This is a genomic window from Paenibacillus sp. FSL A5-0031 (assembly GCF_001956295.1).
Classification (GTDB): Bacteria; Bacillota; Bacilli; order Paenibacillales; family Paenibacillaceae; genus Pristimantibacillus.
Window position 1 is genome coordinate 201,366 of sequence record NZ_MRTD01000003.1, and the last position, 25,828, is coordinate 227,193.

Below are 25,828 nucleotides of genomic sequence, written 5' to 3' on the forward strand. Positions count from 1 at the left end.
CTTCCTCATTCGTTACTATCGATTTCCGCGAGGGGGAAGCGGGCCAAAAAATTGCAAGTAATTACACTCGATACGTCCATTAAACAGCTTCCGCTTCTTATCCGCAGGACGTCCGAAATAGTGCTCGATTGTCGTTGATGGGCTAATCGAGAAATACGACCAAGTTGGGTAATGGAGCGCAGTCAATCCGAACTGACGCAGCGCAGCCTCTGCTTGTACATCATCGCCGAGACGTTCGCCGTATGGCGGGTTCGTAATAATAACGCCATAATCGCCTTCAAGCTTCACTTTGGCAACAGGTTGAACAGTAAGCTTGATTTCTTTGCCGAAACCCGCTTTCTTAATCGCAGCTTCTGCGATTTCAATCGCTCCTGGATCAATATCAGAACCTGCAATTTGAAGTGGAACATCATCTTTTACCAAATCAAATGCTTCATCGCGAGCTTCATCCCACAGCTCATTCGGAATAAGCGGCCAGCCTTCGCTGTTAAAGCTTCTGCGAAGGCCAGGTGCGATGTTCCAGCCAATCATTGCTGCTTCAATCAATATCGTACCGGAACCGCAAAATGGGTCATAAAGCGGCCGATCAGGACGCCAGCGGCTAAGTTGAACGAGAGCAGCGGCAAGTGTTTCCCTAATTGGAGCTTCGGTAGCTACTTTCCGGTATCCACGTTTATGCAAGCCATCGCCTGTAGTGTCCAGCGTCAGCATGGCACGGTCATTCATTAGCGTAACTTCTATTACATAACGTCCGCCGTTTTCGGGAAACCATTCGGTACCATAACGTGCAGACATTTTATCAACGACCGCTTTTTTGACGATGCTTTGGCAGGCAGGTACGCTTGTCAGCTGAGATTTTTGCGAGCGGCCATTTACAGGGAATTCACCGTCGTTCGGAATCCATGTCGGCCAATCAAGCGCTTTGGTGCCCTCAAACAATTCATCGAAGGTGGTAGCAGGGAATTCTCCCATTTTGATTAGAATTCTGCCTGCTGTGCGCAGCCAAAGATTGGTGCGGCAAATATCGATAGGACCGCCTGTGAAATTAACGCGTCCGTTCTCTACCTGAAGATCGGTATAACCTAGATCCTTCAATTCACGTGCAACAACCGCTTCAAGCCCCATTGGCGCAGTTGCGATCAATTGTAACTTTTCCATTTTACACTCTCTTTTCATTAATTCTTGGTGACCTTAGCTTCATATCTAAAGCATAAGCTTGTAACCCCGTGAACAAAAACATACAATCAAGTATAGGACAAACTAGCTTGTTTTTACAAATTGTAAAATTGGAGAGAGTAGAATGACGTTGCAAAATGAACAATATGTGGATTCGCTTTATGTGGCAGATGCTGATCTTGAGCGTACAAAAGCAGGTATAGCGGCTAATGGAATGCCGGATATATCAGTTGCTGATGGGTATGGCAGGCTGTTAACGATGCTTGTATCGCTGTCGAAAGCACAAAATATTATTGAAATTGGAGCACTAGGCGGCTATAGCGGCATTTGCTTGGCACGGGGCCTGCAAGAGGGCGGTAAATTAGTATCGCTTGAGCTGCTGCAAAACTATGCTGATCTAGCCAAGCTTCATATGGAAGCAGCTGGACTCGGAGATAAGGTAGAGTATAGGGTCGGTGATGCGAAGCAAAGCCTTGCGGAGCTGAAGTCTGCTGACAGGAAGTTTGATTTCTTTTTTATCGATGCAGATAAAGAAGGATATCCCATCTATCTGGACTACGCGATCGCGCTTGCTAATCCGGGAGCGATTATTGTAGGCGATAATATTTTACTGCGCGGAAGAACGATTGATCCAGCCAAGGAAGGTCCAGCAGTTCGTGCCGTGCGCTCTTTTAATGAGATCATTGCAACAGACGATCGTTTTCAGAGCACGATATTGCCGGGCTACGATGGATTAGCGATAGCGATTGTGAAGTAATAGAGCAAGCCCTGACTCCCATCGGTATAATGCTGGAGGGGATCAGGGCTTTTTTTTGATAGGTGGTGGGAGTTAGGTTTGTTGGAAATACTCGAAGTAGGTTTTAAGAGCATATGTGTGCTTATGGGGTAGGAGTAACGTTGATTTGTGAGCTGTAAGAATCTATGTGTTCTTACAGCTTCTATTTGGCGTGTTGGGAGTGCTCGGAGTAGGTTTTAAGCGCATATGTGTGCTTATTGGGTGAAAGCAGCGTCAATTTGTGAGCTGTAAGAACCTATGTGTTCTTACAGCTTCTATTTGGCGTTGGAAGTAATCTTTAAGCGCATATGTGTGCTCATACGTAGATGTCGCATGTGTCGTATCGTTTGAACTCATTAAGAACCTATGTGCATGTACAACGAGGGTACTACATTAATCTAAAAAAGGGTCATGAAGGAATTCGCATTCTCCTTCATGACCTTTGCTGTCTCCATGTAATCGATCAGCCGTCCTTGACCGGCTCTTTTGGCTGTGGCCGCTTGCGAAGCAGCGACTGCCACACCCATCCAGCGTTAATCATGAGCATGACCGCAGATAAAAGAAATAAACCTTTAATGCCGATCCAACCGGAGAGGGCACCACCCGTGATCGGGCCAATCATGTTGCCTAGACTCATTGTGCTGGTGTTGAAGCTGTAGGAACGGCTCTCCATGCCGTCAGGTGTGTATTTTCGAATAAGGGAGTTTACGGCTGGGATAAGCCCCCCGAGAAAGATGCCAAGAAAAAAGCGGGCAATGAGCAATTGCCATACAGTGCCTGCCATCGCTTGCGGAATAAAGGCGAGCGACGAACCAACAAGCGCTACGCCAAGTACACGTTCTGCGCCGATTCGGTCACTAAGCTTACCGAGCAGCGGCGAGGACACGAGATTAGAGAGACCGGTGACTGATCCGACGAAGCCTGCCAAGAAAGCAAGGTTGGCCGTTGTCCCGTGAAGCTCCTGAACATAAAGCGGAATAAGCGTCATTGGGCTCATCATAGCGAATTGAATGAGAAAAGTGACGGCAAATAACGCAGTAAGCTGAGGAATGCCGCTTAACTTTCGAAAACCTTCGATGACGGAGGCTTGCACGCGAGCCGCTGCTTTCATGCGGTCAAACGGTTCTTTTACAACAAATAGAGCAAGCAGCGAGGCTGCGAACAGCAAGGCTCCTGTCAGGTAGAAGATCGGCCTAAAGCCAATAGAATCCGCGAGCAAGCCGCCAATAAATGGACCAAGTATCGTTCCGGCAATGCCTCCTGATTGAATCGTTCCCATCGCGAAGCCCATCTTGTTTTTAGGCGTTGTTGCTGAAATTAATGCGATAGATGCAGGGTTGAAGCCGGATATTGTCCCATTCACCATACGAAGCAGCAGCAAGTGCCATGGAGTTGTGGCAAACCCCATCAATACCATAACGATGGACATACCGAAACCAGAGCGGAGAAGCATCATTTTGCGACCGTACCTGTCAGCCATCTTTCCCCATATAGGTTGAAAAATAAATGACGTCACAAAGTTGCCCGCAAAAATAAGCCCAGCCCACACGCCGATCTCATGCTTATCGGTTAAACCTAAATCAAATTGCAAATAGAGGGACAGGAACGGAATGATCATCGTCATCCCAGCCATAACGAGAAACTGTCCGAACCACAACACGATCAGATTTTTTTTCCATTGTTCCATAAGAAAATTATAACATATGTGATCGGTTCGAAAAAATTGCTTCTAATAAAATGATTAAAATGTACAATTTAAAAATATTGACTAAGTAATTTTTCTTCTTATTAAACGTTTATATTTATAATGGGATGATTTTCATAGGTCATAAGACCCTGTTGAAATAGTTATCTACTTTACTAGGCTAAAATACTTATATATTAGAGTAAAATATAGTTCTAAAGTCATTGACAGACATGCTAGAACTTGATTTAATTAAATCAAGTTCCAAATTGTGAGAATATCTTTAGTATATCTACAAATTTATCGATAGATGGTGATGAGTTATGTCAGGTTTTCGTAAGCGAATAGGAGATTTGCTAGTCGAGTCTGGCGTAATTAGCGAAGAACAGCTGCAGCAGGCATTAATTCAGCAACGGGAATTAAAGACTAGGCTTGGCGACGTATTGATTTCAAAGGGTTACATAACACAACAGCAGTTTATTGAAGCGTTGGAATTTCAGCTAGGCATACCGCATGTACAAATCTATCGCCAGAAGATAGATCCTAAGATTATACAACTTATTTCTCAGAAGCTGGCCGACCAGCATTGTGTCATGCCGCTTCGCATGGAAAGCAATAAGCTGATTCTAGCAATGGCTGATCCGCTAGATTACTTCGCAATTGATGAAATACGTATTGCTACGGGGCTTCGAATTGAGCCAGTAATCGCTTCTAAAGATGAGCTTGTACGTGCCATTAACCGTTATTATGGGCTGCAAGATACAATCGAGCAGATCAGTCAAAATTTGCAGCTAAAAGATATAGACGAAGATCACGCGATTTCGGATGAGGATTCTCCTGTCGTGAAAACCGTCAACCAAGTTATTGTACAAGCTGTGCAATTGGGTGCAAGTGATATTCATCTTGATCCGCAGGACGGAAGTTTCCGCATACGTTATCGTGTGGATGGTGTGATGAGAACGGAGCGAACGCTCCCACCTAATATGCATGGCATTATTGTAGCCCGAATTAAGATTATGGCTAATTTGAACGTTGCTGAGCGACGTCTTCCGCAAGATGGACGAGTGGAGCTCGATATTGATTTTCGAAAGGTTGATGTCCGGGTTTCGACTTTGCCGACGATTCATGGTGAGAAGGTTGTTATTCGAGTATTAGATCTTGGAAATTCATTGGCGGATATTTCAAAACTAGCGTTATCCGAGCGTAATGAGCAGGTCTTTCGCAAAAGCATTGAAATGGCTTATGGGGTAGTACTTATAACAGGTCCGACAGGAAGCGGTAAGTCTACAACACTATATTCAGCGCTTGCCCATTTAAACAAAGAAGACGTGAACATCATTACAGTAGAGGACCCAGTAGAATATCAGCTTGAAGGTGTAAATCAGGTTCAGGTTAATTCTACTAGTGGTTTGACATTCGCGAGAGGATTACGGGCTATTTTGCGGCAGGACCCGAACATCGTAATGCTAGGAGAAATTCGTGACACAGAGACAGCAGAAATATCAGTACGTGCCGCAATGACTGGACATCTGGTTCTGAGTACATTACATACAAATAACGCAGTGAATTCAATTACAAGATTAATAGATATGGGAGTAGAGCCCTTTCTTATTTCGTCTTCTGTCAATTGTATCGTGGCACAGCGGCTTGTTAGACGGATTTGTAAGCATTGCAAGCAGAGATATACGCCGATTGATAAGGAATTAGAACTTATAACAAGCTATGGCATTCGAACGGATCACCTATACAAGGGTGCGGGCTGCGGAGAATGCGGTCGCACCGGCTATAAAGGCAGATTAGCCATTCATGAAGTGTTGCTTGTAGATAATGAACTTCGCTCCTTCATTATTTCTAAGCGATCTGACAATGAGTATTATGAACATGCACTCAAGCAAGGAATGATCCCAATCATGGTGGATGGATTAAGTAAAGCAGCAGAAGGGCTTACAACGGTTACTGAGGTTTTTCGTGTGTTAGGACTTGGAGAATAAAGGCTAGTTAGTTATTGCCAGGAGGGGGGCTGTACATGCAGGCAGAGGAAATGCTTCGCTTAGCTCATTCCAAACAAGCATCTGATATTCACATCACAGTTAATTCTCCCATCATATTCCGAATTCACGGAGAATTAATACCCATAAATGATGAGTTACTAAAGCCGATTGATACGCTCGAGCTCGCTAAGCAATTCATGAATGAAGAACAGTATACTGCGCTTCAACAAAACGGTGACGTTGATTTTTCTTACGGAGTAGCAGGACTCGCCAGATTTAGAATAAACGCGTATAAGCAGCGAGGCAGCGTTGGACTAGCTATTCGAATAGTGCCCAGCCGAATTCCTACTATGGAGGAGCTGCGGCTGCCGCGGATGGCGTCTGAATTTGCGAAGAAACCACAAGGTTTACTACTAGTAACTGGGCCTACGGGAAGCGGGAAGTCTACCACGTTAGCATCCATCATCGACCATCTAAACCGAACGGAAAATGCTCATATTATAACACTTGAGGACCCTATAGAGTTTATATATGATCATAAGAAATCGATGGTCAATCAGCGTGAGGTTGGTCTGGATACGCCGTCCTTCTCTGATGGCCTGCGAGCAGCGCTCAGACAGGATCCAGATATTGTACTCGTAGGTGAGATGCGAGATTTAGAAACGATAAGTACAGCAATTAGTGCAGCAGAAACTGGACATCTCGTATTTGGCACCTTACATACTGCGGACGCACCGCAAACGATAGATCGTATTATTGATGTTTTCCCGCCTGCGATGCAGGCGCAAATTCGAATTCAGCTTGCAGCCGTTTTACTAGGCGTCATCTCACAACGTCTATTGCCTAAGTCCGACGGAAATGGAAGAACAGCTGCCTTTGAAGTTCTTGTCAATACGCCCGCTGTTTCAAATCTAATACGATCCGAGAAGATTTATCAAATACGTTCTGTTATGCAGACTGGCAAGGCGTTAGGTATGCAGACAATGGAGTATTCGCTGCGGGAACTCGTGCAGCAGGGGCAGGTTAAAATAGAAGCTGCACGTGAAGCATTATTCGGATTCGGTGAGTTATAAGTTTAATATTCGAGTTTCATTGGAGTGGGTAAAATGCCGAAATATCGGTACAAAGCGATTACTTCCAGTGGCAAGAAGTCAATTGGAATTCTTGAAGCGAATACGATGCAACGTGCACGCGAGGCTCTGAACGAGAAGGGCTTGTGGGTTACGGATATATTAGATACGAATGAAACGACGTTATACAAGGATATATCGTTTGGCGGGCCGCGAGTCAAGATGGATCAGTTTAATGTCTTTTGCAGACAGCTCGCTACTCTGTATCAAGCGGGTATTAGTTTAGTAGAGGCTGTTCAAATTTTGAGTGAACAGACCGATAGCAAAACCTTATCCAAACTTCTCGCAGCCATTGCTGAAGAAATGAGAGGCGGCAAGCAGTTCTCTGAATCAGTGTCCGCATACCCTACCGTTTTCTCGCCTATATTTGTTAGCATGGTTCAGGCAGGTGAAGTAGCAGGAAATCTGGATACGATGCTGCATCGGTTAGCTGTTTTCTTTGAGAAAGAGCGCAACACAAGAGAAAAGGTAAAGTCAGCAATGGTCTATCCGACGGTGATGCTCGTAATGATGGTTCTCGTCGTTATTTTCATGATGCTTTTTGTTATTCCTCAGTATGTGACAAGCTTTGCGGGTATGGGAATCGAGCTGCCAATGCCAACGCGCATCGTTATGTCAGTTAGTGAATTTATGCAAAACTTCTGGTATATCGTAATTGCTACAATGTTTGTGCCGAGCTTATTATGGAAATTTTTTAGACGCACAGCTTCCGGTAGACAAAAGTTGGACTACTTGCTTCTCAAAATACCGGTATTCGGCACATTATGGCATAAGCAAGCAATTGCCCGTTTCTCAAGAACGTTTAGTTCACTTATAGCTGCTGCTATTCCGATTATGCAAGGCTTGTCTATCGTCTCGAATGTTGTAGGAAATGAGGCAATGGGGAAGGTGATTTCTGATACTCGGGAAAAGGTTCTAAGTGGGGAAACGATGTCAGAAACGATTAAACAATCCAAGCTTTTTCCACCAATGGTTGTTCAAATGATGGCTATCGGGGAGCGTTCAGGTTCAACTGAGGACATGCTGGATAAGGTTGCAGATTTTTATGAGTCAGACGTTGATCAGATGGCGGACCGTCTCAAGTCGCTTTTAGAGCCGCTTATGATTGTTCTGCTAACGGGTGTGGTAGGAGTCATCGTTATGGCGGTCATGATGCCGACTTTTAAGATGATGCAGAGCTATTTATAGATTGATGTTTCCAAATTACGGAGAATAAGCGTTATCCACTCTGAGCATAGATGTACCCCTTGCTCAGAGCTGCTTAAATGTCGTATTGGTTTCTTGGTTTTAATTGTTTTAAATATGCTTTGAAAATTGAGAGGAGAATGTTTATGTTGATGGCATTGAAACGGAATCAAAAGGGTCTTACACTTATCGAGTTGCTTGCGGTGTTAGTTATTGTTGGGATTATTGCTGCGATTGCTATCCCGGCTATTGGGAACACGATTAACAATTCAAAAATAAAAGCAGACGCTGCTACCGACCAAATTATTATCGAATCTGTGTTACGGTACGTGATTGATGAAGAGAAAACTGCAACTGTGACAGATGCGGTTATTGACACAGAATTAGTAACTAAGGGATATTTAAATGCTATGCCTACTTGGAAAGTAACAGGTAATGCTAAGACTAAATTTACTGCAACGCTTAACGCAAATAAATGGACAGTAACCTTAAGCTAATAACAATAGTATAGAAAGGCAACCTCTTAAGGTTGCCTTTCTATAAATCTCCAAAACAAAGAAGGGTCAAAATGATTACACCAGCTATTATCGCATTCGCGTTTTTTGGGCTGCTTCTTAGCGGTGTGCTTAACGCTGTTGCTATCCGATGGGATGAACGGCTTTTTCCTGTTTATCCACCTACATACGAACTCAACAATCAAACAAAGCCGAAACGGCATGCGATTATACCGTTTCTATCTGTTCTAATCTCGATGCTCAATAGCACAGTAAGTACCAATCGTATAGTGTGGCGCTACCCCGTAGGCGATCTCATAACGGCCGTTCTGTTTGCTCATGCCGCCTATTACATAGGCTGGAAGCTCGAACTGTTCGCTGTTCTATTTTTCATCAGTATTTTAGTTATCATCGTACAAACAGATCTTACCGATATGATTATTCCAAATAAAGTGGTGGTGGTTGGTGTCGTCGGTGCAATATGCATCCGATTACTCGTTCATCCGCTTCCATTATTGAATTATGGCATTGCTGCTATTACGGGCAGCGGGGCGTTGTTAATCATTGGCATCATTGGAGATAAGGTGTTGAAGAAAGAAACGATGGGTGGCGGAGACATCAAGCTTTATGTGTTCATTGGCTTGATCTTAGGCGTTAAGCTCACCTTGCTCAGTTTGTTTCTCGCCAGTTTATTTGGATTAATCGGAGGGCTTGCTTTGATTGCAACAGGGGCACAGTCCAGAGGCAAAACGATACCGTTCGGACCCTATATCGCTGCAGGTGCATTAGCGGCTTATTATTGGGGGAACGGCTTGATTGGATGGTATTTATCTTTGCTGATGTTTTAGCTGATTCGTTGAGTAGTATAAACAACGGTTGATGTTTTTTTGATCGAATTGTTGGGCAGCTTCATCTCAAGCGTAATCTCTATTCGACCGTCTTTGGCATCAAATAGAATACTTTCAACCTTATCAGAGAATTTGAAGCTTGAAGTTGGGGTTGCGGATACAATGTTTGCAACAATTGGTTTATACGAGACTGTAAGTGATTTCGAAGAACTATCATATGTGTAATCGACTGCCTCATCATTTTCAGAACTAACGAGTCGCAACTGGCTAGTTTTACTCACTAGTGGTACTGGCGAATAGCCTTTACGGACGGTTTTCACAACTTGGCTCATGATATCCCTTTGTTGTTGGAGTGTTTTCTCTCTAGCAGATACTTGATTTAGACTCATATTTGAATAGTTTAGCAGGTAAATTAAGAAGCCTAAAATAATGACCGAAAGAACAAGAACGGCAGTAACTTCAACAAGCGTCAAACCTTTTTCATTTTTTAAATAATATCGCACTTCCGTTCACCTCAATCGAAATTATTTATATTCAACATACGCTTCTAATTCGAATTTTTTAGAAGAAGAGACCTCGATACAATTGACGGTAACTCGGCGGAATATGGAGTCTAAGTCGGATACTGCTGTATCTGTAAGAGCTACTGTTCCTAATGAAGCTGTATGAGATTGAATGTCCAGTTCATACCGCCGATCAATGGCATCCGGATAATAAATGGTTGTTGAGGCAAGATTCCGCAGATTCTCTAGTGAGATGGCTTGTCCATATACAGTAGTTTGTGCACTGTTCGTTTTTAGTTTGTTTTTGATTTCTTCCATCACATTTCTAGCCACTACAACTGCTTCATCTGATTTTTCATTTGATTTGGTATCTAAAGCGGTTTGCTGCAAAATGAATGTGATACCTAGAACTGCGATGCCTAATAAGACGATGGAGCCCAAAACTTCTATCAATGTTAATCCTTTTTGATTACGCATCGGGCAGCTCCTTTAAAGTTAAGTAGTCGGATCGATTTACTCATAGAATAATATGCTGAAGGGGGAAAAGGCAATGATTAAATCTTTTCAGTCCGAAAAAGGCGGAACGTTAATGCTTGTTTTTGGATTTATCGTAATGATTTCCATTGTAATAGCTCCGCTTGCTATGAGTACGAGTGTTGGATTGTTGCAAGCCAAAACAAACGCAAATTCAGAGAAGTCTTTCACAGATGCTCATTCAGGTATGACCGTGTTCGCTAGAATGTATGAGGATATGAAACAGATTGATGAAACGAACAATACATTGCCAAACATCGAACGGTTGGTTCACATTGTCAATGGAATGCACCAATTAAACGTCCAAGCGGATATTGTGAATGACAGCGATAATAAGCCGATTGCTGTAGTCTTTAAAGCAGGTTACGGAAACGGAAATCAGGTTCGTGCAAGCGAGCTAAGGTATAATTTAGTTCCGCTTCATGAGCCTACTTCTCCTCCAATCATCGTTGTTCCAACGCCAACACCAACGCCGACGCCAACTCCAGGCTCTACACCATCACCAACCCCGCCGGTCCCTTCAACTGGCAATAAGGTCATTATGAAAAATAGTCACAATACAACAGACAATAAGGATAACAAAAACAATAAAGTTTTTGCAGCATGCTATATATTGCCTGCAACGGGTCAAGCGTTGCCGACGTCGCATATTCTAAATGATTATACGGACACTCAGTTTAAAGATTGGTTTGCTCCGACAGCGGACTATTATATCAATCATTCTTCTAACGTGATCTCAAACGCATTCCAGAACGTGTTCTTGGATAAACGGTTTAGTGAGGTTGCAGCATTAAATAGTAAAGTTACATCAAGTGAGTTGTCAAAATATGTTTCAGGACAAGCAATTACCAATGCAGGACATGTAAATATAAGCGGATCGCCAAACACCATCATTACAAAGGATGTAGTCATTGATTCCGATAGTAACGGGAATTCTGTTGTGGCAAATGGAGATTTGTACTTCAAGGATATCGTCAAAGCAGAGATACTTTTTCAAGGAGACGTACGTGTCGGGGGGAATTTGAGATTTAGAGAACTCGCTGCTGACAAAACGATCACTTTTAAACAAGATGTTCTTGTAAAAGGAAATGTAGTCATTGGTGATACGGGAACGAATGGCACGATTGTTATTGACGGTGATCTAATTGTGAATGGTAATTTAGTGGTAAATAATACACTGACAAACTTTTTTGTCAAAGGCGATATTATAGTGAATGGTGATATTGAGTATAAGAGCACCGTTCTAAGATGGCATGTCGATGGCGGTATAGTTGTAAAAGGAAGTATCAATGCAACAAACGGTATTACTAGCTTTGATGTGAAAAAGGATATTGTTGTTCAAGGCGGGATGCTCTTCACCAATCCTGTTGCAGAGTCAAGAGATGGTGTAACAGGATTATTCTCCATTGGGGGGTCCTTGAAGGTGAAAGGAATCCTTCAAATTAAAAATACAGTTTATAGCTTTGTCGTCGCAGGAGATATCGTTGCTAATCATAATTTAATCATTAATGATGTCATTAAGAAAAACTTTCAAGTGGGCGGCTCTATCTATATAAAAGGGAATATGCTACTAGCAAATACAGTTTTTGATTTTAATGTTCTTGGCAATGTAATTGTGGAAGGAGATTTTACTGTTAATAGTACTATCGAGAAAGCATTCAATATTAAAGGCTCATTAGTGTCAAAAGGAAATATTGTTTTTAATAATACTATACAAACGGATGCGTTTATAAAGATTGGTGGAAATCTAATTTCTAAAGCAGATTTAAACTTTGGTGAATGGCGACTAAATGGGAGCCTAGATGTTGGTGGTATGCTTTTAGTATTTAAAGACGCTACCTTTGGTGACTTAAAGAAGGACTGGAATAGTAATCAAACCAAAGGTTTTTACGTAGGTGGTACAACGAAGTTTAATTCGGAGTATGCAACCTCTACATATCTAGATGGTCTTGTTAAAGGACACATACAAGAACGTATCTGCATTAAGTAACTACATTTTGCACTGCCGCAAGGGGGATGAGAAATGAATCAGTCCATACTTAGAAAACTAACTAATGGTCATCAAACCCTTGGTATTGAAATCACAGACAGCTATGTTAAGGTTTGTGAGATTCAACAAAAGGGCAAGAAGGCTGTTCAATTAATGAACTATTCCTCAAGAGAGCTGCCAGTGGGTGTTGTTGACGATGGAAAGGTCATGGATAAGGAAAAGCTGCAAGCTGTATTGAAAATAGTGTTGGACTCCAGGCGCTTTGGAAGTCGATACGTTCATTTCGCCATTCCTAGTCAAAGAGTGATGGTAAGAAGTCTCAAGCTGCCGGATATCGTAAATGTTGAGCTTAAGAAGCTTGTACAGTTCGAAGTGAAAAATAACTTGAGTATGGCATTTGACGATCCTTATTACGATTTCATTAAGCTGCCGAAGGCTGTTAACGTTCAGGCAGTGCTACCATCAGAAGAAGCGAATTTATGCGAGGTGTTGGTGGTGGCTGCATCAACGAGCATATTGCAGGATTATGTAGATATTTTTGAACAACTGAAATTAATTCCTTGCAGCATTGAGATCAAGTCATTCTCCCTACTGCGGTTAGTAGAATGGGGGCAAATCGATGTTGAAGGAATTAATATTATCGTTAATGTAAATGAACTAAACAGTGAGATAACTATTATAGAAGATGGACATTTCAAAATTACCCGTAATGTCGAGGTATCCTTCAAATCGTTAGTCACAGAACACGACATTGAACAAAATCTTTGGCTAGATAACTACTCAAACCCTGAGCAATTTTTCATGAATGCTGCACAGGATTTAATAGCAGAGCTAGAGCGGTTAATGAATTTTTACTACTACAATATCAATAAGAGTGAACGTACATTCAGCCGAGTGATAGTCTCTGGTGATATTTTACAACTAGATAAGCTAGCTTCTTTAATGGAGGATAGTCTAACCCCGCCTGTCGCGTTGCTGAATTTGGATCTAATATCTGAAGCAGGAAAGGATAGCAGCTGGAGTGTTCCAATGTATGCCGTGCCGCTTGGTTTAGCTTTGAGGGGGAAGGAAACATGAAATCAATAAATTTATTGCCTGTGAAGCAAAAATCAAACTCCAAAAATCCAAAGCTGCTGCCGCTGATGTTGTTATTAATGTTAATTTTGTTAAGCGCGCAGCTGTACTATACGAAGACTTGGCAAGCGGAAGCTAGCAGATTTCAACAGGAGAGCTTACAATCGGAGCAGGAAGCCGACAATATCCGTAATAACGGCGATTTGAAGGTAAAGGTGGACGGATATAAACAAGCTGAGCAAATGATTGCCCAATTAGAGCTTAATCGAACGGAATGGAAATCGTATTTGGCGGCCATTATTGGGAATTTGCCTTTGACAACAAAGATAGTGACGATATCCGCTAGTGATGATCTGAAAATTAGTATGGAGCTCGATTTTGTAAATGCATCTGAGGTGATTCAATATATGAAGGACTTGGAGGATAATGATAAGCTTCAAGATGTTGTATTATCTTCTTTCTATAAGAAAGTGGACGAGCAAACGTCTGCGGAAGCTGTTACTTCAGGTGCAAATGGCGAAACCGTCATAGAAATGAAAAGAAAAGAAGTTTATAAGCTAACCTTGGTCATTGAGCTTAATAAGGAAAAAGGAGCTCAATAAATATGGAGATCAAATTAAAAGTTGCCAAGCCGTCGCTTACTAAATTTCAGATTTATTTTATCATTGGGATTGCTATATTGGTATTGGTGAACGCAGTATCTTTGTATGTTTACCTATTACCTGAGCTAGAGAACTTGAAGCAAGTTAAACAAGTGTTAGTACAAAAAAAACTGACGCTGCAAAGTGTGAGAAACGAATATTCTGACGAGAAGATATCAGAGAAAGAGATAGAAGAATTAACGAACCGTGTGCCTGTAAGAAGAACTGACTCAGATAACCTCATTTTTTTTCAAGATTTAGCGTTGCTCTCTATGGCACCGCTAGCTTATGTTAAGCAATCGAATGAGGATGAAAATACTCCACAAACCTCTGAGACTGCGGTGCCAAACTCAAATACGATTACTAATAACCTCGAAGTGGTTGTCGTTGGTCATCTTCCTAGTCTATTGCTTTATATCGACAATATGCAGAAGCATGAACGGCTGTTTACATTGCAAAAGTGGAACTTGACGGAATTAACTAAAGAAACCGTTAATAAGGATTATCCAGATTTAAATTCGCATCCGTTTATTAAGAAAGATAAACCGATTCTTTCCTTGCGAATGAACATTCAAACGTACATATTTCCTCAATATGCAGACGTTTTCCGTAAAGTCAGTGATACGGAGAAAACTCAGGAGCAATCAGCCTAATTCAAAGGAATGTCATAAGTACAAGATGGCTTATTAGTTAGAGTGCTACAGCTCTTATTAATGAAGCCATCTTTTTTTCATACATCCTTCATGCAACCTGCTGCTGATTGTCATACTATTGTCATAGGAAGTGGAGTGTCGGCGGTTGTTAGGTTTGCGGAAAAAGGGCATAATGGAAGCATAGGAAAATACATAGAAATGGGGAACGGGAATGTCTTATAACGACCGTTTCATACGGGCTTGCCGGAAGGAACAAGTAGATCAATTACCTGTATGGTACATGCGACAAGCGGGACGATATGATCCTGAGTATCGCAAAATAAAAGAGAAGTATTCTTTGCTTGAAATATGCAAACAGCCGGAGCTTGCGGCTGAAGTAACGATGATGCCGGTTCGTAAGCTGGGTGTCGATGCAGCTATTTTGTATTCTGATATTATGAATCCAGTAGCATCTATCGGAATTGATTTTGATATCGTAGCTAATATTGGGCCCGTAATTGCGAACCCGATTCGTTCGGCTGCTGATGTTGAGCGCTTGAAGCCGATTGATGTGGAAGGCGATCTAGGCCATGTTATTGAGACGATTCGGATACTAGACCGTGAGCTAGAAGTGCCGTTAATTACGTTCGCTGGTGCGCCATTCACCATCGCCAGCTATTTAATTGAAGGAAGGCCATCCAAAAACTATTTGCGTACGAAAGAAATGATGTACAGCGAGCCGGAGCTATGGCATGAATTGATGCGTAAGCTTGGCGACATGGTCATCACTTATTTGCGCGCGCATATCGCGGCAGGCGGTAAAGCCTTTCAATTGTTCGACAGCTGGGTAGGCGCTTTGACGCCAGCGGATTTCCGGAAATTTGTCTTGCCGACGATTGAGCGTATTTTTGCAGAATTGTCAGACTTGCCACAGCCGAAAATTTACTTCCCAGGCGTAAGCTCGGGAGAGCTGCTTCCGGAACTATTAAATGTTAAATCAGATGTCATCGGTCTCGACTGGCGGGTTTCGATTGCAGAAGGCCGCCTGCGACTGGATCATGGCTTTGCCGTGCAAGGCAATCTAGATCCTACAATTCTGACTGCGCCAATTAGCGTGATTGAGTCCTATGCGAAAGAGATCATTGATAGCGGAATAGAGGAGCCAGGATTTATTTTCAACCTTGGTCATGGTTTGTTCCCTGAAGCATCACTCGAGAAGCTGGCTCAGTTAACTGCATTCGTACAATCGTATTCTAAAAAGGCAATCGCTGCACGCAGCCATAAGGAGACTAGTCATGTCTGAGCATAAAGCGAAACAAATAGGCGTACTTGTAATGTCCTACGGAACGCCGGAATCGATGGATGATGTTGAAACGTATTACACGCATATTCGCCGCGGCAATGCACCAACTCCTGAGCTGCTTGCTGAGCTTAAGGGTCGTTATGAAGCGATTGTAGGCGGGGTTTTCCCACTGCGTGAAAATACGAACGGTCAGGTTGCCGGCTTGCAGGACAAACTAGAGCAGCTAGCTCCAAATAAATATACATGCTACCAGGGCTTGAAGCATGCAAAACCGTATATTGAAGACGGTGTTGAGCAAATGGCGAAGGACGGCATCACGCAAGCGATCGGTATCGTACTCGCGCCACATTTTTCAACGATGAGTGTGGGCAGTTATATTAAGCGTGCGGAAGAAAAGGCGAAAGAGCTAGGTATCGCGATGACTTTCGTAAAGCAATACCATATGCATCCGAAATTGCTTGAGGCGCTTACGGATCGCGTTGTAGCTGGATTAGAACGCTTGGATGCTGCTACAGACGGTGAAGAGCGTGTGAAGGTACTTTTTAGCGCGCATAGCTTGCCTGAAAAAATTCGTGAGCTTGGTGATCCTTATGAGCAGCAGCTGCTTGAAACTTCCGCAGCGGTTGCGAAAGCAGCTAACGTGAAGGATTGGCAGTTTACTTGGCAAAGCGCAGGACGGACAAGAGACCCTTGGCTTGGCCCTGATATTTTGGAAACATTGCCAGTGCTCGCCGAAGAGGGCGTAAAAGCAGTACTTGTCGCACCAGTTGGTTTCGTATCAGATCATTTGGAAGTGCTGTACGATCTTGATATTGAAGCACAAGCTGCTGCGAAAGAGCTGAATATGACTTTAGATAGAATTGCGATGCTGAATCGTGATCCTTTATATATGGAAACATTGGCAGAATCGGTCATCGAAGCTTTGGACAGCCAAGGGAAGGAATGAATGAGATGCGGAGAATCGGAAAACCTGATCGAATTGTCATTATTGGCGGAGGGATCAGCGGACTGAGCTCCGCTTTTTATTTGCAGCGGGAAGCGGAGCGGCAAGGCAGGGAGCTGGAGATAACCATCGTAGATGGGGCTCCTGCCTTAGGCGGAAAAATTAATACGCTGCAGCGTGACGGGTTCGTCATCGAGAAAGGGCCGGATTCTTTTTTGGCGCGCAAGCTTGCCATCATTGATTTGGCGGAGGAGCTAGGCATAACGGACGAGCTTACGACAACGAATCCAGGAGCGAAAAAAACATATATTTTGCATCAAAGAAAGCTGTTTCCGATGCCTGCGGGGCTCGTGCTTGGGGTTCCGACTGAAATTGGGCCGTTCGTGAAAACAGGCTTATTGTCATGGGGCGGCAAGCTGCGGGCGCTGATGGATTTGGTGCTGCCTGTTCGCAAGGAGCAAAGCGATGAGTCGCTTGGCGGTTTTCTGGAACGACGAGTGGGCAATCAAGTGATGCGGCGCATCGCGGAGCCGCTGCTTGCGGGTATTTATGCAGGTGATTTGAAAAAGCTAAGTCTGCAAGCTACATTTCCGCAGTTTGCCGCGTCAGAGCGCAAGCATGGCAGCCTGATTCGCGGCATGCAGCATAACCGTAAAGTGAGTGCTGCTGCAGGGGCGCTTCCAGCCGTCGCAAAGGGTGGAACTTTTTTGACGTTCAAGGGTGGTTTGTCTTCGCTTGTTAATGCACTAGATAAAGCTTTGAGCAAAGTACAGCGACGACTTAGTACAAAGGTTGTTGAAATTAAACGTTGTGCGGATCAAGCTGTTTCGAGTGCGTCAGAGGGAGCTCGTTATGAGGTTGTCCTTGATAGCGGGGAGACGCTGTGGGCGGATCGAATCGTGATGACGGCACCTGCATATAACGCGGCAGAGCTGCTTGCGCCTTTGACGGAAGTTAACGAGCTGCGGGCTATTAATTATGTATCCGTTGCAAACGTCGTACTGGCATTTGATAAAGCGACGTTTGGGCTCGATTTTGACGGATCGGGATTTGTAGTGCCTCGCTCAGAAGGTTTGCAAATTACTGCTTGCACATGGACATCAAATAAATGGCTGCATTCGAGTCCGGATGACAAGGTGCTGCTTCGCTGCTATGTCGGACGGTCGGGTGATGAAGAAAGCGTTAGACTACCGGATGCTGAGCTTATTAAGGCTGTGCGGCGAGATATTGAAGAAACAATGGGCATAAAGGCAGAGCCTTTGTTTGTTGAAATTACGAGGTTGCCGCGCTCCATGCCGCAATATCCGGTTGGTCATGTTGAGAATATGAAACAGCTGCGAGGACGCTTCGAACGAGAGCTGCCAGGAGTTTGGATTACGGGTGCAGCATTCGATGGAGTAGGTCTTCCGGACTGCATAAGACAGGGCAAGGAAGCTGCTCAGGAACTATTAAAGTAAGCTCGCAATAATAGTTCTCCCCGCGAAGGTGGATCATTGCTATAATGGAAGAGTCTAGCTATTCATAGACTTTGATTCTATTAAAGAGGAGCCATCTTCCATGCACATATCACGTTCTGAAACGCATCAGCAGGATAGGTCTAAACGTAAAAAGAGGCTTCGAAGACTAATTTTCGTTAATTTGTCGCTGTTAGGCATCATTATAATCGTATTAGGTGCCTGGCTTGCGGCTGAAAATTCAGATAAGCTCAAAGGTTTGTTAAGCTTCGCAGGTAATGCGAATAAAGGACAAAATCAAACGATTAACACGGGTGATAAAGGGTCAGAAAAAGAGCCGGATTTAACAGACGACGTAGATTTGTCTGGAAATGATACAGGGTCCAATCTACCGAATGAAGAGGAAGATACTTCTGCTGTAACGGATCCTAACGGAGCCGGCATCGAGGAAGAGAGAGTCAGCCTTTCCTTTGTGGGGGATTTGCTCGTTGCTGATTATGTGAGCGCCATCACTGCCCGTGAAGGCTATGAGTATCTCTATCAGCCTGCAATGCTGTACCTAAGCGAACCGGATCTGACGGCTGGAAATTTGGAGTTTCCAGTGACGAAGCGTGGTACTCCGGTAACAGGAACGCCATATGTGTTTAAAGGTTCGCCTGATGTTCTTCCATCGATTCGCAATGCAGGCTTTGATGTTTTGAGCTTAGCCAACAACCATGCGCTTGACCAAGGCGTTGAGGGCATGCTCGACACGATGAAATATTTGGATGAAGCAGGCCTATCGCATATGGGGGCGGGCAATAATGATACCGAGGCTTTCACTCCGGTGATCAAGGAGGTTCGGGGCATTAAAGTAGCTTATATTGGCCTCAGCAGAGTCGTGCCGTTCTCTTCATGGAAAGCGGATAAAAATGTGGCTGGATTAGCTGAAACCTACGACACTCGGCGCGCGACGGAAGCGATTGCGAAAGCAAAGAAGGAAGCCGATATCGTCGTCGTGATGGTGCACTGGGGCAAAGAGCGAGTCGATCAGCCCGAGCCTTATCAAAAAGATTTTGGCAAACAATATATCGATGCGGGAGCAGATCTGGTAATCGGAAGCCACCCGCATGTGCTGCAAGGCTTCGAAATGTATAAAGGCAAATGGATTGCATACAGTTTAGGAAACTTTATTTTTAGCTCATATCCCAAGGAGACAGCGGGCGAGACGGGTGTTCTTGACGCTTTATGCACAAAAAAAGGGGATTGTGAGATGACGTTTCATCCGATGTTTACAGTTAATGCGCAGCCTACCCCATTAGAGGGAGAAAAAGCAAAAGCGTTACTCGATCGGCTAACATCGGTCTCCTTTGGCGTAAAGCTGAATGAGGATGGACGCATTACACCTGAAAAATGAGCCGAGTGAGAGGATGAGCGTTTAATGAAAAATCCGTGCGTAGCGCACCGAGGCTGGTCTAGCCGCGCGCCGGAAAATACGATGGCAGCTATACGGTTGGCGCTCGCTGATCCACTAATTGAATGGATTGAAATTGATGTTCATCTTTCAAAGGATCATGTACCGATGGTGATTCATGATTACACGCTGCGCAGAACGACAGATGGAAAAGGCGATGTGAAAAAAAAGACGGCTGCTGAGCTTGCTGCACTAGATGCGGGAAATTGGTTTTCACAAAAGTATCAAGGCGAGCATATTCCGACGCTTGCTCAGGTGATTAAAGAATCAGTCGGACACTGCAAGCTTAACATCGAGCTGAAGACGGACGGCATCCGTTATCCGTTGATCGAGCAGAAGGTGCTTGAATGTATACAGGCATATCAAGCGGAAAGTGAAGTGGTCATCACGTCCTTTCATGAAGGGACCTTATACCGCATGAAGCGCCTATGCAGCCAAATTCGTACCGGTATTATTATTGACGGCTGGCGGAATTCGCTGCCTAAAGAGCTAAAAGAGCTGGGAGCAGATTTTTTATCGATCAGCTATTCCAAGCTAAACAAGGAACGAGTCGAGCTATTGAAAAATGCAGGCATTCAAATTATGGCCTGGACGATCAATGAGAAACGTGCGATCCGTAAAATTGCTGCACTTGATCCGGAATTATTAATATGTACAAATTACCCGGAACGCTGGCATGAGCTGCGGGCTGAAAGCATGGAATTAGAAGTAGTGAATAGAAAAAAATGATTAAAATTAATAAATAGAGTGCAAAGAATAAGATAGCAAGCATTTATGGGTTGTGTATAAGCAGGAGGTTGCTCGCTAGATGGTAGGATGGATAGATGAATGGTGGTTGCGTCTGATTATCGGTTTAGTGGGCAGCTGCTTTATTGCGGCAGCAGCCTATCATGTGAAATCATTGTCTGCTTCAGGCGCGTGCTCGGCGATCGTAATGGGAACCGGCTTCGTAACTCTAGGTGAACCGGTCTGGTTTGGATTATTGATCGGTTTTTTTGTTTCATCGAGTGTATGGTCGAAGTGGAAGAGAAAACATAGAGCGAAGGAAGCTGCCGAAGCCAAATATGCGAAGACGGGCCGCCGTGATGCAGGGCAAGTATGGGCAAATGGCGGCGTAGGACTCCTATTGTGCGCTGCTCATGCAATCTGGCCTGATGAGGGGTGGCTATTCGCGTACATCGGCGTGATGGCTGCTGTAAACGCGGATACATGGGCCACGGAGATCGGGGCCTTAAGTAAGACGGCGCCGCGATCGGTGACGAGCGGCAAGCCGGTCACGCCTGGAACGAGCGGCGGTGTCACGCCGCTCGGCAGCGCAGCAGCGCTCGCAGGCGCCGTGTTCATTGGCGCCGTTGCCGCGCTGCTGCTTGCGGCCCCGCAGCCAGCAGAGGCTGCTGCGGGTACGCTTGGCGGCGCGGCGGCGGTATATATCGCCGCAGCGGCCGCCGCTGGCCTGGCCGGGGCGTTCGCCGACTCTTTGCTCGGCGCAACCGGCCAGGCCATGTATCGCTGCCGGGTATGCGGCAGCGAGATCGAGCGCGCCGCGCATTGCGGCAGCGCGGCGGAGCAAGTGCGCGGCTTCGCCTGGCTGAACAACGACAGAGTGAACCTTCTGTCGTCGTTATTCGCAGGCGTGCTAGCATGGGGGATCGGTCAAGTTTTTCTGTGACCGATAGGAATAGCTAATGTGAAAAGACTGATCAGGATGAAGAAATTCACCTGATCAGTCTTTTTTTTTCAATCTACACGATGGTTAACCCTTTCACTAACCACTCAATAAAAGGTAATCTATGTTATTCTTATCCTATATCTACCTCGTTAAAATTTACATAAATATGTAAATCAATAGACTACCAATACACAAGGAGGGAATCATATGAACGACAGTTTTAATCGGGTGTGGTTAACCAATAAATTTGAAGAAATCCGAAAAAGGATGATGAAGGTGATAGATCAGCTTGATGATGACCAGTTGAATTGGCAGCCTGATCCATCAAGTCACAGCATATCGATGTTGATCAATCACATAGATGGCAATATTGAAGAGAGAATCGTAAAAGGTATTTTACATGTAGATAATAAGAGAAGCCGTGACAATGAGTTTAAAGCTGAATATGTAAAGAAGGCAGCCTTGCAAATGATCATTCAGGATAGGCTGCAGCTGGTCATCGATACGATTCAGACGATTTCGGATGAAGCGTTGGAACAAACCCAAACGGTGAGGAACCGAGAAAGAACGAATCTGGATATGCTGCATCAATGTGCTGCCCATTATTCTGAACATATGGGACAACTATTCTATATTGCAAAACTATGTTTGAAAGAGGAATACACATCCACTTCGGTGTTTCGCCCTAAGACAAACTAATAGATTACAGAACCCAAAGATTTCTTGCGATCGCTAAGGAATCTTTTGGTGTTATCCGTGCTCTACAAAATACCTGCTTAACGCAAAATATATCCGCCATCAGGAAAAAGGGTGCTTCCTGTCGTATACGCATTAGTCATTAAATAAATAGTCGTATGGGCTGCTTCTTCAGCTTGACCGATTTTGCCTAACAGATTGATTTTTGCATAGGCATCATAAGATTGGTCTCTAACTTCCTGCTCTGCACCCTCCAAGTTGAAATTCGTATGGATGGTGCCGGGTGATATGACGTTGACACGTATGGGAGCAAGTTCAACCGCCAGCGCTTTGCCAAGGCTTTCGATAGCGCCGTTGCAGGCAGCATAGGAAGCACCGCCCGCAAGCGGCCGTTGGCCAAAAGCACCGGACATGAGCACGATTGAGCCATTCGAGTTAATAAATGGGGCAGCGTATTTTACCGCATTGTATTGCGGCCAAAATTTTGAATTAAAGCAGCTGTGTGCAACCTCAGCGCTTGACGTTATTGGACCTCGAACATAGGAGGCACCAGGTGTAAATAAATGATCGAAATGACCGATTTGCTCGAAAAAAGACTGAAGCGCCAGTTCATTCTTGTTATCTAATGCATAGGCTTCAACATGCTCATGACCTAAGTACTGCCGTGCAGCATCCAACCTTTCTTTGGACCGGCCGGCAATGACAACCTGAGCCCCTTGCTCTATCGCTTGTTTTGCAGTCGCTAAGCCAATTCCTGAGCTTCCTCCGATAATGACGATACGTTTATTTTTTAATGAAAAATTAGACATAATCATATCTCCTTTTGCAGTCAAATCACTTCTAGTGTTTATTATTCATGACAAAAACAAGGCTGCCAAGTACGCACTTTGTTCGTACTTAGTACGAAAAATCGTACTAATCATAAAAAAATATAATGACTGGAACTAACGTGCGCATGCAAATAACATGCGGTATGATGATAGTGGAGGGGATACGATGATTACGGATTTGAAGGAACCGAGGCTAAAAGGTGTACTTACCACCCTTCATATGATTGGCGGGAAATGGAAGCCGCTTATATTGTTTATTTTATTAATTGACGGGACCAAACGATTTGGCGAACTAAGACGGCTTATTCCTGATGTCTCGCAAGGTACGCTTGCGAAGCAGCTTCGCGAGCTCGAAGAGGATGAGCTCATTACCCGTGTTATCTATCAAGAAGTGCCTCCTAAGGTGGAGTACAGCATTTCTGAACACGGAAGAACTTTAACTTCGGTGCTTGACAGCATGTGCGGCTGGGGTAGGGAGCATTTGGCCTACGTTGATACGAAGGAAATGAAATAATCAATCCAGCTCCTCAAAAATAAACAGCAAAAAGACCGTCAAGCAGGCTTGACGGTCTTTTTACGTATTTCGGTTATTTCGTCAGTTGCTCCATTTGACCAATAAGCTCTTCAAAGACGCTCATTGCTTGCTCAATTGGCTCAGGTGAAGACATATCCACGCCGGCTTTTTTCAAGATATTAATCGAGAAGTCTTTGCCGCCGCTTTTGAGGAAGCCAAGATAACGCTCAACCGCAGGCTCGCCTTCCTCCAAAATTTGCTTGGAGAAGCTGGTTGCAGCTGAGAAGCCCGTAGCGTATTTGTACACATAGAAGCTGTTATAGAAATGGGGGATACGAGCCCATTCCATTTCAATGTCTTTATCTACGACCATGCCTGAGCCGTAGTACTGAACGTTAAGATCGTAATAGATTTTGCTTAGATCTTGCGGCGTTAATGAATCACCTTGCTCCGTGCGCTCATGGATGATTTTCTCGAACTCTGCAAACATCGTTTGACGGAATACAGTTGTACGGAACTGATCCGCATAATAAGTGAGCAAATACATTTTTTCTTTTGGATCAGTTGATTTGTTAAGGAGATAATCCATCAACAAAGCTTCGTTTAATGTTGAAGCAACCTCAGCAAGGAAAATCGTATATTGTGCGTCGCGGTAGTTCTGATTTGTATCCGAATAATGGGAATGCAGAGCATGACCCATCTCGTGCGTCAATGTGAACATGCTGTTCAAGTTGTCATTATGATTGAGCAATACATACGGATGCGTGCCGAAAGCGCCCCAGCTATAAGCACCGCTGCGTTTGCCTTCATTCTCGTACACATCAATCCAGCCATTATCGAAGCCCTCTTGCAGCACCTTCAAATAATCTTCGCCCAGTGGCTTCAAGCTTTCTTTTACTGTTTTTTTGGCTTCCTCATACGTAATGTCCATTTTGAACTCGTCAACGAGCGGTGCGAACAAGTCGTACATATGCAGCTCATCCAAACCGAGCAGCTTTTTGCGAAGCTCCATATAACGATGCATCAATGGCAGATGCTTATGAATGGTGTTGATAAGGTTTGTATAGACTTCCTGCGGAATGTTGTCGCCATAAAGGGACATATCCAGCACGGAGTCATATTTGCGAGCTTTTGCATAAAAGCTGTTTTTTGTAACGTTAGCCGTCAATGTTGTAGCAAGTGTGTTTTTTAACTTGCCGTATGTTTCGTACACTGCTTTAAATGCCTCGCGGCGTACGTCTTGGTTTTTGCTCTCAAGAAACTGTATGTAACTGCCGTGTGTCAGCTCAACCAATTCGCCTTTTTCGTTTTTCACTTTTGGGAATTTGAGGTCTGCATTGTTCAGCATGCTGAAGATTGTACCGGGAGCGGAGCTCATATTGCCTACTTGTGCAAGCAGCGCTTCCTCGTCTTTTGATAAAATATGAGCTTTCTGGCGACGCATTTCTTCGAGTGTGTGGCGGAATTTGGCAACGGATTCGTTCGTTATCAATTGCTCCAGCTGCTCATCGGATAGACTGAGAACCTCAGGTGTGATGAATGATAATGCTTCGCCGGATTCCACACTTAGTTTTTTGGATTTCTCGGAAAGAGCCTGATAAGTAGGTTCTGCCGTATCCTCATGATGCTTCATATTTGCATATACATAAAGCCGTTCAACATGCAGTGACAATTCATCTTCAAGCTCGAAGCAAGCTTTAAGCTGCGCGACATCGGCTAATTTGCCTTGGTATTCGGATATTTTTTTGATTAATCCTTTTGCTTCTGCATATTCCTTGTCCCATGCCGCTTGGCTTGCGAAAATATCCTCTAGCTTCCAGCGGGTCTCAGGTGCCGATTCTGAACGTTTAGGTACGTGATTCATCGAATTCCTCCTTGGTATGGATAAGGTTGGTAAAGCATGCTCTGCATGTGCCGCGGTCTCATTTGTAGCGGAAGCACCTGGCACGAGGCTTAAAACAAGCAGCAGGGGAAGCCATTTCATCCAGTTATCACCTCAGGACACAGTTTGTTTCTACTATGTCCGTACGGGATAATGAATATTCAGCTGCCTGCCGGCTAAGCTGTACCCATTGTGAAAAAAGCATATACGATCAGAAAAAACGCAAATGCAATAAATCCAATGGATACAAGTGCAAGACCTCTGCGTATGCCAGGAGGCAAGGTATCTCGTTTCATGATAACGATGGCTCCTAGCGCGAAGGCTGCAATAATGAAAATAACTGAAGCGGTAGCATCCATTTGAAGGCAAGTCCTCCTGATTGTAAGCTGGCCTCAAAAGGCAGCATTCTAATTTTACCTATGCACAA

25 protein-coding genes are annotated in these 25,828 nt (G+C 44.2%); 18 read left to right on the forward strand and 7 right to left on the reverse strand.

The window, feature by feature from the left end; genetic code table 11:
• Positions 1–15: 15 nt before the first annotated feature.
• Positions 16–1,158 carry a THUMP domain-containing class I SAM-dependent RNA methyltransferase gene (locus BK120_RS07125; protein WP_076266796.1) on the reverse strand — a complete coding sequence of 381 codons (1,143 nt, stop codon included), beginning with the start codon at positions 1,156–1,158 and terminating at the stop codon, positions 16–18.
• A gap of 142 nt (positions 1,159–1,300) precedes the next feature.
• Here BK120_RS07125 and BK120_RS07130 point away from each other — a divergent pair, with 142 nt between their 5' ends.
• Entirely contained in the window at positions 1,301–1,933 is a 633-nt protein-coding gene (locus tag BK120_RS07130) for an O-methyltransferase (protein WP_076266797.1), read from the forward strand.
• Between the two features lie 481 nt (positions 1,934–2,414).
• On the opposite strand, the gene BK120_RS07135 is transcribed toward BK120_RS07130, so the two are convergent.
• The gene (locus tag BK120_RS07135; RefSeq protein ID WP_076266798.1) at positions 2,415–3,638 is read right to left on the reverse strand and encodes an MFS transporter; all 1,224 of its coding nucleotides are present in this window, start codon (positions 3,636–3,638) and stop codon (positions 2,415–2,417) included.
• Between the two features lie 320 nt (positions 3,639–3,958).
• Between BK120_RS07135 and BK120_RS07140 the strand changes: the two genes are divergently transcribed.
• The 5 genes from BK120_RS07140 to BK120_RS07160 all read left to right on the forward strand — a co-directional run bounded on the left by BK120_RS07140 (position 3,959) and on the right by BK120_RS07160 (position 9,283).
• A complete protein-coding gene (locus BK120_RS07140) occupies positions 3,959–5,626 on the forward strand; it encodes a GspE/PulE family protein (RefSeq protein WP_076266799.1) in 1,668 nt (555 codons plus the stop codon).
• A 35-nt stretch (positions 5,627–5,661) separates the two neighbouring features.
• The gene (locus BK120_RS07145) at positions 5,662–6,699 is read left to right on the forward strand and encodes a type IV pilus twitching motility protein PilT (RefSeq protein WP_076266800.1); all 1,038 of its coding nucleotides are present in this window, start codon (positions 5,662–5,664) and stop codon (positions 6,697–6,699) included.
• 33 nt (positions 6,700–6,732) lie between these two features.
• A complete protein-coding gene (locus BK120_RS07150) occupies positions 6,733–7,944 on the forward strand; it encodes a type II secretion system F family protein (RefSeq protein ID WP_076266801.1) in 1,212 nt (403 codons plus the stop codon).
• Positions 7,945–8,087: 143 nt separating this feature from the next.
• A complete protein-coding gene (locus BK120_RS36365; protein ID WP_372238961.1) occupies positions 8,088–8,438 on the forward strand; it encodes a prepilin-type N-terminal cleavage/methylation domain-containing protein in 351 nt (116 codons plus the stop codon).
• 71 nt (positions 8,439–8,509) lie between these two features.
• Positions 8,510–9,283: a prepilin peptidase gene (locus BK120_RS07160; RefSeq protein ID WP_076266803.1), complete on the forward strand. Its 774-nt coding sequence runs from the start codon at positions 8,510–8,512 to the stop codon at positions 9,281–9,283.
• Here BK120_RS07160 and BK120_RS07165 read toward each other — a convergent pair.
• Both BK120_RS07165 and BK120_RS07170 read right to left on the reverse strand, forming a co-directional pair.
• Positions 9,280–9,786 (reverse strand): PilV family protein, encoded by a 507-nt coding sequence (locus BK120_RS07165; RefSeq protein WP_076266804.1) that lies wholly within the window; start codon positions 9,784–9,786, stop codon positions 9,280–9,282. The genes BK120_RS07160 and BK120_RS07165 overlap by 4 nt on opposite strands.
• 21 nt (positions 9,787–9,807) lie before the next feature.
• On the reverse strand, positions 9,808–10,263 hold the full coding sequence (locus BK120_RS07170) for a type IV pilus modification PilV family protein (protein WP_076266805.1): 456 nt from the start codon (positions 10,261–10,263) through the stop codon (positions 9,808–9,810).
• Between the two features lie 73 nt (positions 10,264–10,336).
• Between BK120_RS07170 and BK120_RS07175 the strand changes: the two genes are divergently transcribed.
• The 11 genes from BK120_RS07175 to BK120_RS07225 all read left to right on the forward strand — a co-directional run bounded on the left by BK120_RS07175 (position 10,337) and on the right by BK120_RS07225 (position 22,178).
• Entirely contained in the window at positions 10,337–12,310 is a 1,974-nt protein-coding gene (locus tag BK120_RS07175; protein WP_076266806.1) for a hypothetical protein, read from the forward strand.
• A gap of 33 nt (positions 12,311–12,343) precedes the next feature.
• A complete protein-coding gene (pilM, locus tag BK120_RS07180) occupies positions 12,344–13,387 on the forward strand; it encodes a type IV pilus biogenesis protein PilM (RefSeq protein ID WP_076266807.1) in 1,044 nt (347 codons plus the stop codon).
• A complete protein-coding gene (locus tag BK120_RS07185; protein WP_076266808.1) occupies positions 13,384–13,986 on the forward strand; it encodes a hypothetical protein in 603 nt (200 codons plus the stop codon). Before pilM ends, BK120_RS07185 begins: the two co-directional genes overlap by 4 nt.
• Positions 13,987–13,988: 2 nt before the next feature.
• Positions 13,989–14,678 (forward strand): hypothetical protein, encoded by a 690-nt coding sequence (locus tag BK120_RS07190; RefSeq protein WP_076266809.1) that lies wholly within the window; start codon positions 13,989–13,991, stop codon positions 14,676–14,678.
• Between the two features lie 211 nt (positions 14,679–14,889).
• Positions 14,890–15,960 (forward strand): uroporphyrinogen decarboxylase, encoded by a 1,071-nt coding sequence (gene hemE, locus BK120_RS07195; RefSeq protein ID WP_076266810.1) that lies wholly within the window; start codon positions 14,890–14,892, stop codon positions 15,958–15,960.
• A complete protein-coding gene (hemH, locus tag BK120_RS07200; protein ID WP_076266811.1) occupies positions 15,953–16,906 on the forward strand; it encodes a ferrochelatase in 954 nt (317 codons plus the stop codon). The genes hemE and hemH overlap by 8 nt, the downstream gene beginning before the upstream one ends.
• A gap of 5 nt (positions 16,907–16,911) precedes the next feature.
• Complete coding sequence (hemG, locus tag BK120_RS07205) at positions 16,912–18,360, forward strand: protoporphyrinogen oxidase (protein ID WP_076267057.1); 1,449 nt, start codon at positions 16,912–16,914, stop codon at positions 18,358–18,360.
• A gap of 100 nt (positions 18,361–18,460) precedes the next feature.
• Positions 18,461–19,753, forward strand: a complete 1,293-nt coding sequence (locus BK120_RS07210) for a CapA family protein (protein WP_076266812.1) — start codon at positions 18,461–18,463, stop codon at positions 19,751–19,753.
• A 24-nt stretch (positions 19,754–19,777) separates the two neighbouring features.
• Complete coding sequence (locus BK120_RS07215) at positions 19,778–20,539, forward strand: glycerophosphodiester phosphodiesterase (RefSeq protein WP_076266813.1); 762 nt, start codon at positions 19,778–19,780, stop codon at positions 20,537–20,539.
• Between the two features lie 79 nt (positions 20,540–20,618).
• Positions 20,619–21,479, forward strand: a complete 861-nt coding sequence (locus tag BK120_RS07220) for a DUF92 domain-containing protein (protein WP_076266814.1) — start codon at positions 20,619–20,621, stop codon at positions 21,477–21,479.
• Positions 21,480–21,686: 207 nt separating this feature from the next.
• A complete protein-coding gene (locus BK120_RS07225; protein WP_076266815.1) occupies positions 21,687–22,178 on the forward strand; it encodes a DinB family protein in 492 nt (163 codons plus the stop codon).
• Positions 22,179–22,255: 77 nt separating this feature from the next.
• Here BK120_RS07225 and BK120_RS07230 read toward each other — a convergent pair whose 3' ends face one another.
• Positions 22,256–22,984, reverse strand: coding sequence for an SDR family oxidoreductase (locus tag BK120_RS07230; RefSeq protein ID WP_076266816.1), 729 nt, complete (start codon positions 22,982–22,984; stop codon positions 22,256–22,258).
• A 187-nt stretch (positions 22,985–23,171) separates the two neighbouring features.
• Here BK120_RS07230 and BK120_RS07235 point away from each other — a divergent pair, with 187 nt between their 5' ends.
• Entirely contained in the window at positions 23,172–23,519 is a 348-nt protein-coding gene (locus BK120_RS07235; RefSeq protein WP_076266817.1) for a winged helix-turn-helix transcriptional regulator, read from the forward strand.
• Positions 23,520–23,592: 73 nt separating this feature from the next.
• Here the strand turns inward: BK120_RS07235 and pepF are convergent, their stop codons facing one another.
• Together pepF and BK120_RS07245 are read right to left on the reverse strand one after the other, a co-directional pair.
• On the reverse strand, positions 23,593–25,383 hold the full coding sequence (gene pepF, locus BK120_RS07240) for an oligoendopeptidase F (RefSeq protein WP_076267058.1): 1,791 nt from the start codon (positions 25,381–25,383) through the stop codon (positions 23,593–23,595).
• Positions 25,384–25,577: 194 nt separating this feature from the next.
• Complete coding sequence (locus BK120_RS07245) at positions 25,578–25,760, reverse strand: hypothetical protein (RefSeq protein ID WP_076266818.1); 183 nt, start codon at positions 25,758–25,760, stop codon at positions 25,578–25,580.
• Positions 25,761–25,828 lie beyond the last annotated feature (68 nt).

What these genes read in the sequence shown, in the direction of transcription:
- BK120_RS07175 (WP_076266806.1), top strand. Translation starts at nt 10,337, where the DNA reads ATGATTAAATCTTTTCAGTCCGAAAAAGGCGGAACGTTAATGCTTGTT.
- BK120_RS07235 (WP_076266817.1), top strand. Translation starts at nt 23,172, where the DNA reads ATGATTACGGATTTGAAGGAACCGAGGCTAAAAGGTGTACTTACCACC.
- BK120_RS07160 (WP_076266803.1), top strand. Translation starts at nt 8,510, where the DNA reads ATGATTACACCAGCTATTATCGCATTCGCGTTTTTTGGGCTGCTTCTT.
- BK120_RS36365 (WP_372238961.1), top strand. Translation starts at nt 8,088, where the DNA reads ATGTTGATGGCATTGAAACGGAATCAAAAGGGTCTTACACTTATCGAG.
- BK120_RS07125 (WP_076266796.1), bottom strand. Translation starts at nt 1,158, where the DNA reads ATGGAAAAGTTACAATTGATCGCAACTGCGCCAATGGGGCTTGAAGCG.
- BK120_RS07140 (WP_076266799.1), top strand. Translation starts at nt 3,959, where the DNA reads ATGTCAGGTTTTCGTAAGCGAATAGGAGATTTGCTAGTCGAGTCTGGC.
- BK120_RS07210 (WP_076266812.1), top strand. Translation starts at nt 18,461, where the DNA reads ATGCACATATCACGTTCTGAAACGCATCAGCAGGATAGGTCTAAACGT.
- hemH (WP_076266811.1), top strand. Translation starts at nt 15,953, where the DNA reads ATGTCTGAGCATAAAGCGAAACAAATAGGCGTACTTGTAATGTCCTAC.
- BK120_RS07185 (WP_076266808.1), top strand. Translation starts at nt 13,384, where the DNA reads ATGAAATCAATAAATTTATTGCCTGTGAAGCAAAAATCAAACTCCAAA.
- BK120_RS07130 (WP_076266797.1), top strand. Translation starts at nt 1,301, where the DNA reads ATGACGTTGCAAAATGAACAATATGTGGATTCGCTTTATGTGGCAGAT.
- BK120_RS07225 (WP_076266815.1), top strand. Translation starts at nt 21,687, where the DNA reads ATGAACGACAGTTTTAATCGGGTGTGGTTAACCAATAAATTTGAAGAA.
- hemG (WP_076267057.1), top strand. Translation starts at nt 16,912, where the DNA reads ATGCGGAGAATCGGAAAACCTGATCGAATTGTCATTATTGGCGGAGGG.
- BK120_RS07215 (WP_076266813.1), top strand. Translation starts at nt 19,778, where the DNA reads ATGAAAAATCCGTGCGTAGCGCACCGAGGCTGGTCTAGCCGCGCGCCG.
- hemE (WP_076266810.1), top strand. Translation starts at nt 14,890, where the DNA reads ATGTCTTATAACGACCGTTTCATACGGGCTTGCCGGAAGGAACAAGTA.
- BK120_RS07190 (WP_076266809.1), top strand. Translation starts at nt 13,989, where the DNA reads ATGGAGATCAAATTAAAAGTTGCCAAGCCGTCGCTTACTAAATTTCAG.
- BK120_RS07170 (WP_076266805.1), bottom strand. Translation starts at nt 10,263, where the DNA reads ATGCGTAATCAAAAAGGATTAACATTGATAGAAGTTTTGGGCTCCATC.
- BK120_RS07220 (WP_076266814.1), top strand. Translation starts at nt 20,619, where the DNA reads ATGGTAGGATGGATAGATGAATGGTGGTTGCGTCTGATTATCGGTTTA.
- pepF (WP_076267058.1), bottom strand. Translation starts at nt 25,383, where the DNA reads ATGAATCACGTACCTAAACGTTCAGAATCGGCACCTGAGACCCGCTGG.
- BK120_RS07145 (WP_076266800.1), top strand. Translation starts at nt 5,662, where the DNA reads ATGCAGGCAGAGGAAATGCTTCGCTTAGCTCATTCCAAACAAGCATCT.
- BK120_RS07150 (WP_076266801.1), top strand. Translation starts at nt 6,733, where the DNA reads ATGCCGAAATATCGGTACAAAGCGATTACTTCCAGTGGCAAGAAGTCA.
- BK120_RS07245 (WP_076266818.1), bottom strand. Translation starts at nt 25,760, where the DNA reads ATGGATGCTACCGCTTCAGTTATTTTCATTATTGCAGCCTTCGCGCTA.
- BK120_RS07135 (WP_076266798.1), bottom strand. Translation starts at nt 3,638, where the DNA reads ATGGAACAATGGAAAAAAAATCTGATCGTGTTGTGGTTCGGACAGTTT.
- pilM (WP_076266807.1), top strand. Translation starts at nt 12,344, where the DNA reads ATGAATCAGTCCATACTTAGAAAACTAACTAATGGTCATCAAACCCTT.
- BK120_RS07230 (WP_076266816.1), bottom strand. Translation starts at nt 22,984, where the DNA reads ATGTCTAATTTTTCATTAAAAAATAAACGTATCGTCATTATCGGAGGA.